Source organism: Pseudomonas sp. NPDC087817, assembly GCF_044742875.1.
GTDB lineage: Bacteria > Pseudomonadota > Gammaproteobacteria > Pseudomonadales > Pseudomonadaceae > Aquipseudomonas.
Genome location: NZ_JBIUVJ010000116.1, coordinates 659 through 7326, shown reverse-complemented (window position 1 = coordinate 7326; position 6668 = coordinate 659). Strand labels below are relative to the sequence as shown.

Annotated in this window: 8 protein-coding genes; all 8 read right to left on the bottom strand. The window is 59.4% G+C overall.

The window, feature by feature from the left end:
• Window positions 1–755 (bottom strand): flavodoxin-dependent (E)-4-hydroxy-3-methylbut-2-enyl-diphosphate synthase (gene ispG, locus ACIONG_RS29385; protein WP_401304437.1); only part of this gene is annotated, 755 nt, incomplete at its 3' end.
• Window positions 756–758: 3 nt separating this feature from the next.
• Window positions 759–1781 (bottom strand): RodZ domain-containing protein, encoded by a 1023-nt coding sequence (locus tag ACIONG_RS29380; RefSeq protein WP_401304434.1) that lies wholly within the window; start codon window positions 1779–1781, stop codon window positions 759–761.
• Entirely contained in the window at window positions 1781–2539 is a 759-nt protein-coding gene (gene pilW / locus ACIONG_RS29375) for a type IV pilus biogenesis/stability protein PilW (RefSeq protein ID WP_401304431.1), read from the bottom strand. The genes ACIONG_RS29380 and pilW overlap by 1 nt, the downstream gene beginning before the upstream one ends.
• A gap of 12 nt (window positions 2540–2551) precedes the next feature.
• The gene (gene rlmN / locus ACIONG_RS29370; RefSeq protein WP_401304428.1) at window positions 2552–3700 is read right to left on the bottom strand and encodes a 23S rRNA (adenine(2503)-C(2))-methyltransferase RlmN; all 1149 of its coding nucleotides are present in this window, start codon (window positions 3698–3700) and stop codon (window positions 2552–2554) included.
• Between the two features lie 28 nt (window positions 3701–3728).
• The gene (ndk, locus tag ACIONG_RS29365) at window positions 3729–4154 is read right to left on the bottom strand and encodes a nucleoside-diphosphate kinase (protein ID WP_003227894.1); all 426 of its coding nucleotides are present in this window, start codon (window positions 4152–4154) and stop codon (window positions 3729–3731) included.
• An 87-nt stretch (window positions 4155–4241) separates the two neighbouring features.
• Complete coding sequence (gene iscX, locus ACIONG_RS29360; protein ID WP_077574428.1) at window positions 4242–4442, bottom strand: Fe-S cluster assembly protein IscX; 201 nt, start codon at window positions 4440–4442, stop codon at window positions 4242–4244.
• Between the two features lie 14 nt (window positions 4443–4456).
• Window positions 4457–4798: an ISC system 2Fe-2S type ferredoxin gene (gene fdx / locus ACIONG_RS29355; RefSeq protein ID WP_007916885.1), complete on the bottom strand. Its 342-nt coding sequence runs from the start codon at window positions 4796–4798 to the stop codon at window positions 4457–4459.
• On the bottom strand, window positions 4798–6663 hold the full coding sequence (hscA, locus tag ACIONG_RS29350; protein ID WP_213026522.1) for a Fe-S protein assembly chaperone HscA: 1866 nt from the start codon (window positions 6661–6663) through the stop codon (window positions 4798–4800). The genes fdx and hscA overlap by 1 nt, the downstream gene beginning before the upstream one ends.
• Window positions 6664–6668: the final 5 nt, after the last annotated feature.

Below are 6668 nucleotides of genomic sequence, written 5' to 3'. Positions count from 1 at the left end.
TATCCGACCTTCACTTCCTCGACCGGGTCGGCCGCCAGCGAGATGCGGATAGTATCGCCAATCCCCTCGGCGAGCAGCATACCTAGGCCAACGGCGGATTTCACTGTGCCCGAACGCAATCCACCGGCTTCGGTGATGCCCAGGTGCAGCGGCTGAACGATTTCCTTGGCCAGCAAACGGTAGGCTTCGACGGCCATGAACACGTCGGAGGCCTTCACGCTGACCTTGAAGTCCTGGAAATTCAGGCGTTCGAGGTGCTCGACGTGGCGCAGAGCGGACTCGACCAGCGCGGCTGGGGTTGGCTCGCCATATTTCTTTTGCAGATCTTTTTCCAGCGAGCCGGCGTTGACGCCGATGCGGATCGGGATCCCGCGGTCACGGGCGGCATCGACCACAGCACGCACACGGTCTTCGCGACCGATGTTGCCCGGGTTGATGCGCAGGCAGTCCACACCCAGTTCGGCCACGCGCAAGGCGATCCTGTAGTCGAAGTGGATGTCGGCAACCAGCGGCACCTTGACCAGTTGCTTGATCTTGCCGAACGCCTCGGCGGCATCCATGTCCGGTACCGACACGCGAACGATGTCGACACCGGCGGCTTCCAGACGATTGATCTGCGCAACGGTGGCGGCGACATCATTGGTGTCGCTGTTGGTCATGCTCTGCACAGCGATCGGCGCATCGCCGCCCACCGGCACATTGCCGACCCAGATCTTGCGCGAAACGCGACGTTTGATTGGAGATTCGCCGTGCATGACTTATTGACCCAACTTCAGGCGAGCAGTCTCGCCACTGGTGAACGGAGCGACATCGACCGGCTGGCCGTTGTAGCTGACCTGCGCGCCACGGGCATAACCCAGGCGCACGGCAAACGGTGGCTTGCCGGCAACCGCCAGGCTGTCGCCTTTACGCTTCAGGCCACTGAACAGAACTTTGCCGCTGCCGTCGCTGACCTGGGTCCAGCAATCGGCGACGAACTGCACCGACACCTGGCCTTGACCGGCCACCGGAGCGTTGACCGTCGGGGCCACTGGCGCGGTGACAGTCGGCGCTGGCGTGCTCGGAACAGTTGGTGCCGGAGTAGCAGGCGTGGCAACAACCGGGGCCGGCGTATGAACCGGTGCTGCGGGCGTTGCGCTCGGAGCAGCTGGAGCAACCGGTGCAGTTGCTGGCGCAGCAGGCTCGGCACCGGTCGATTCAGCGGTGGTTTCCGACTGCGGCAGGGCCAGAGCGGTCGCGCCCTCGGCCTGACCTTCAGCGACAGCCTGATCTTCCGGCTCGTCGATCGGGTGAATCTGGGTGGTGCCATCGGCGCCTTCGACTTCGACGTGCTCCGGGGCCAGAGTGGTCAAGTCTTTGCTCCGCAGCGAGGTCTGATCCTGCCACCAGACGAAACCGCCGCCGATGACCGCGATCAGCAACAGCAGGCTGACGATACGCAAAATAGTGTGGGACACCCGCACAGGCTCTTCGATACGGCCCAGCGCATGGACGTTGCTGCCCTGGGAATCGGTGCCGGTGGACTGGTCGAATTGCTGAACCAGAACAGTCTGATCCATACCGAGCAACTTGGCATAGGCGCGAATGTAACCGCGAGCGAAGGTATGCCCCGGCAGCTTGTCGAAAGCGCCGGCTTCAAGATTGCTCAGGGAAGTCACGGTGAGGTTGAGCTTGAGGGCCACTTCGGCCAGCGACCAGCCATTGCTTTCGCGGGCCTGGCGCAGGGTCTCACCGGGGTTAACGCGATTCGCTGCTACAACTTCGGGATGCGCCGCTTTCATCATTGCTCCGACAGGTATTGCTGATATTCCGGCGTACCGGGATAGAGTCGTTTTAATTGCAGGCCGTAACTGGCGGCCTTGTCGCGATCTTCAAACACTTTTGCCAGCCGAACGCCGAGCAATAGACTACGTGCATTTTGCTCGGTTAGCAGGCTGAAACGGTCGTAATAGTCACGCGCGGGCACATAATGCCTGTCTTCGAAGGACAACTCAGCCATTTCCAGCAATGCACGCGGTTGTTGACGGTTCAAACGCAGGGCCTTTTCCAGCTGCTGCTGCGCCAACTCACGCTGCCCCAGCTTGGATGCGGTCATGCCGAGATTCTCGAACACACGCGAACGCTCAGGATACAGGGTATCGGCGGAGGCCTGTTCAAAACGCTGGTAGGCTTCCTTGTAACGCTGTTCTTCGTAGAGAAAACTGCCGTAGTTGTTGAGGATGCGCGCATCAGCGGGACGGGAGGACAAGGCTTTGCGGAAGTGCTCGTCGGCCAGTTTCGGCTCCATTTCGGCCTGAAACACCAGACCGAGGGCAGCATTGGCGTCGGGATCGGAGCTATCCAGATCCAGTGCTTTCTTCAGCGGCACCTTGGCCCGCTCGGTCATGCCCTGCTGCAAATACCCCAGCCCCAACTGCACATAGGCAGCCCGCGCTTCATCGCGGCCCTTGCTGGTCTTCATCGGGTTGTAGTCACCCGACAGGACACAACCAGCACTCAGGCTGGCCAACAGCAACAGCAGCGCAAAGCGCAGGGACATAGAGATCCTCTCTTAGTTAGTGTTCGCGGCGTTCTGTGCCAGATCGCTGTCGGCGCTCAACTCACGCACGGCGATGTAACGTTCGCTGCGACGGGTGCGATCCAGCACCTGCCCTACCAATTGACCACATGCGGCATCGATGTCTTCACCACGGGTGGTGCGGACAGTGACGTTGAAACCGGCCTGATGCAACTGATCCTGGAAACGACGGATCGCGTTGTTGCTTGGCCGCTCGTAACCGGAGTGCGGGAACGGGTTGAACGGGATCAGGTTGATCTTGCATGGAATATTCTTCAGCAGCTCGATCATCTCAACGGCGTGTTCGACCTTGTCGTTGATGTCCTTGAGCAAGGTGTACTCGATGGTCAGCACACGTTTCTCGCCCAGGGACGACATGTAGCGCTGGCACGACTCGAGCAGCATCTTAAGCGGATATTTCTTGTTGATCGGCACCAATTGGTTACGCAATGCGTCATTCGGTGCGTGCATGGACAACGCCCGGGATACGTCGATGTGCTTGGCCAGCTCATCGATCATCGGCACCACACCCGAGGTGGACAAGGTCACGCGGCGCTTGGAGATCCCGTAGCCGAGGTCATCCATCATCAGATGCATGGCGGCGACGACGTTGTCGAAGTTCAGCAGTGGCTCACCCATGCCCATCATCACCACGTTGGTGATGGCACGGTCGACGGTGGCCGGGACACTGCCGAAAGATTTGTTGGCAATCCACACCTGACCGATGACTTCGGCGGCGGTGAGGTTGCTATTGAAGCCTTGCTTGCCGGTGGAGCAGAAACGGCAATCCAGGGCACAGCCTGCCTGGGACGAAACGCACAAAGTGCCGCGTTTGCCCTGGGGAATGTACACGGTCTCGACGCAGCTGCCGGACGCCACGCGCACCACCCATTTACGGGTACCGTCGCTGGAGATGTCCTCGCTGACCACTTCAGGACCACGGACCTCAGCAATGGCCTTGAGCTTGTCGCGCAAAGCCTTGCTGACGTTCGTCATGGCGTCGAAATCATCGACGCCAAAGTGGTGAATCCATTTCATTACCTGACCGGCACGGAAACGCTTCTCCCCGATTGAGTCGAAGAATTTTTCCATTTCCGGCTGGGTCAGACCCAGCAGGTTTGTTTTAACAGTCGATGTAGTCATGGATTCACCTTCACTCTTTAAGCAATGCTTAGCGAGTGGTTACTTCAGTAGCTGCGAAGAAGTACGAGATTTCGCGAGCAGCAGCAGCTTCGGAGTCCGAACCGTGCACGGCGTTGGCGTCGATCGACTCAGCGAAGTCAGCACGGATGGTGCCAGCAGCAGCTTCTTTAGGGTTGGTAGCGCCCATCAGCTCACGGTTGCGAGCGATAGCGTTTTCGCCTTCCAGAACCTGAACAACTACTGGACCGGAGATCATGAAAGCAACCAGGTCACCGAAGAAACCGCGCTCTTTGTGCTCAGCGTAGAAGCCTTCAGCTTCGGCTTTGGACAGTTGCTTCATTTTCGAAGCAACAACTTTCAGACCAGCCTTTTCGAAACGGGTAACGATTTCGCCGGCAGCGCCTTTAGCAACAGCGTCAGGCTTGATGATGGAGAAAGTGCGTTGAACAGCCATGGTGTAACTCCAGAAACGGTAATTTGCGAAAAATTAAACCCGCGAATTATACGCGGGTTCTTGGGTATTGCCTAACCTGCGAGACGATCAGTCCAATTCTTTGGCCCAGAGCTCCTGAACCGCTTCCAGCACCTTCTCGCCGACACGGCCAGAAGTGCTGTCGAAGTCAGGCAGATCCAGGATCATCTGCTGCAAACGGACAAAACCTACAGAATACGGATCGACGCCGGCATGGGCCTCGGCCAGTTCTTCTGCAATACGTTGAACATCATTCCAACCGTAGCTCATGACAGTCTTACCAGTCAGTGCGGCGCTTCGGCCGCATGGTTAAGCGAATATTTCGGAATTTCGACGGTGATGTCTTCTTCACCGACGATAGCCTGACAGGCCAGGCGCGATTGCGCTTCCAGACCCCAGGCACGATCGAGGAAATCTTCTTCCAGCTCGTCAGCCTCTTCCATCGAGTCGAAACCCTCGCGGATGATGCAGTGGCAAGTGGTGCAAGCGCAGACGCCGCCGCAGGCGCTTTCCATCTCGATGTGGTGTTCGTGGGCCAGTTCGAGAATCGATGTGCCGGGCGCAGCCTCGACCACCATGCCTTCAGGGCAGAACTTCTCGTGGGGCAGAAAAATGACCTGCGGCATCAGATATCCTCGATTTCATTCAGATTGCGCCCCGACAGAGCGGCTTTCACCGTCAGATCCATGCGGCGGGCAGCAAAAGCATCGGTCACTTGCGACAGACGCTTGGTCTGCTGCTCGATGGCGTAACCATCGGTACCTTTCATCAGTTCGGTGAGTTCCTGCACTTGCAGGTCGATGACCATGCGCTCTTCGGCGTCGAGCAAACGCTCGCCATCAGCCTCCAGAGCGCCCTGCACCGCTTCGATCAGGCGCTGGGCATCGACTTGCTGCTCACGCAGGACGCGGGCGACTTTGTCGTCATTGGCGTGCTGGAACGAATCTTTGAGCATCTTGGCGATTTCGCCGTCGGTCAGACCGTAGGACGGCTTGACCTGAATGCTCGCCTCGACGCCCGAACCCAGTTCTCGGGCAGAAACGCTGAGCAGACCGTCGGCATCGACCTGGAAAGTCACGCGAATCTTCGCCGCGCCAGCCACCATTGCTGGAATGCCACGCAATTCGAAGCGCGCCAGCGAACGGCAGTCACTGATCAGCTCGCGCTCACCCTGCAGTACGTGGATCGCCATGGCCGACTGACCATCTTTATAAGTCGTGAAATCTTGTGCGCGAGCGACGGGGATCGTGGTGTTGCGCGGGATCACCTTCTCCATTAAACCGCCCATGGTTTCCAGCCCCAGGGACAGCGGAATCACGTCGAGCAGCAGCAGTTCGCCGCCATCGCGCTTGTTGCCAGCCAGCGTATCGGCCTGGATCGCAGCACCGATGGCCACCACTTGATCCGGATCGATTTCAGTCAAAGGCTGACGACCGAAAGCTTCGGCAACGGCTTCGCGAACACGTGGAACGCGAGTCGAACCGCCGACCATGACCACGGCGTGCACGTCCTCCAGTTCGATGCCGGAATCGCGAACGGCGCGGCGGCAGGCTTTCAGGCTGCGCGCGACCATCGGCTCGATCAGCGCATCGAAGGCTTCGCGGGTCAGTTGCGCCTTCCAGTCGCCGTAGGTCACTTCAACGCTGACCCCATCGGTCAGTGCTTCTTTGGCCGCGCAGGCGGTTTGCAGCAGATTACGCTGTGCGCCCGGATCGAGGTCAGCGGACAGGCCCGCGCGCTCGATGATCCAGCTGGCAATCGCGTGATCGAAGTCATCGCCGCCCAGCGCGCTATCGCCGCCGGTTGCGAGCACTTCGAAAACACCGCCAGTCAGACGCAGAATCGAAATATCGAAGGTGCCGCCGCCCAGGTCGTAGATCGCAACAAGCCCTTCGGCGTGCTGATCCAGACCGTAAGCCACAGCGGCCGCCGTCGGCTCGTTAAGCAGACGCAACACATTGAGACCGGCGAGTTTGGCCGCATCTTTGGTGGCCTGACGTTGAGCATCGTCGAAGTACGCCGGAACGGTGATCACCGCACCAACCAATTCACCACCCAAGGTCGCCTCAGCGCGCTGACGCAGCACCTTGAGAATATCGGCGGAAACTTCGACCGGGCTTTTCGGGCCTTGCACGGTGTCGATGAACGGCATGTGCGATTCGCCACCAACAAAGCGGTACGGCAGTTGCTCGCCCAATTGCTTGACGTCGGACAGACCACGACCCATCAAGCGCTTGACCGAGAGCACAGTGTTCAAAGGATCGGAGGACGCAGCCAGCTTGGCCGATTCACCGACTTCGACGCGGTCGGCGTGATAACGCACGGCGGACGGCAGGATGACCTGCCCGTTTGCGTCGGCCAGCGGTTCGGAAAGACCACTGCGCAACGCAGCGACCAGCGAATTGGTAGTGCCCAAGTCGATCCCCACAGCCAGACGACGCTGGTGCGGTTGAGGACTTTGGCCGGGTTCGGCGATCTGCAGTAGGGCCATCGTGA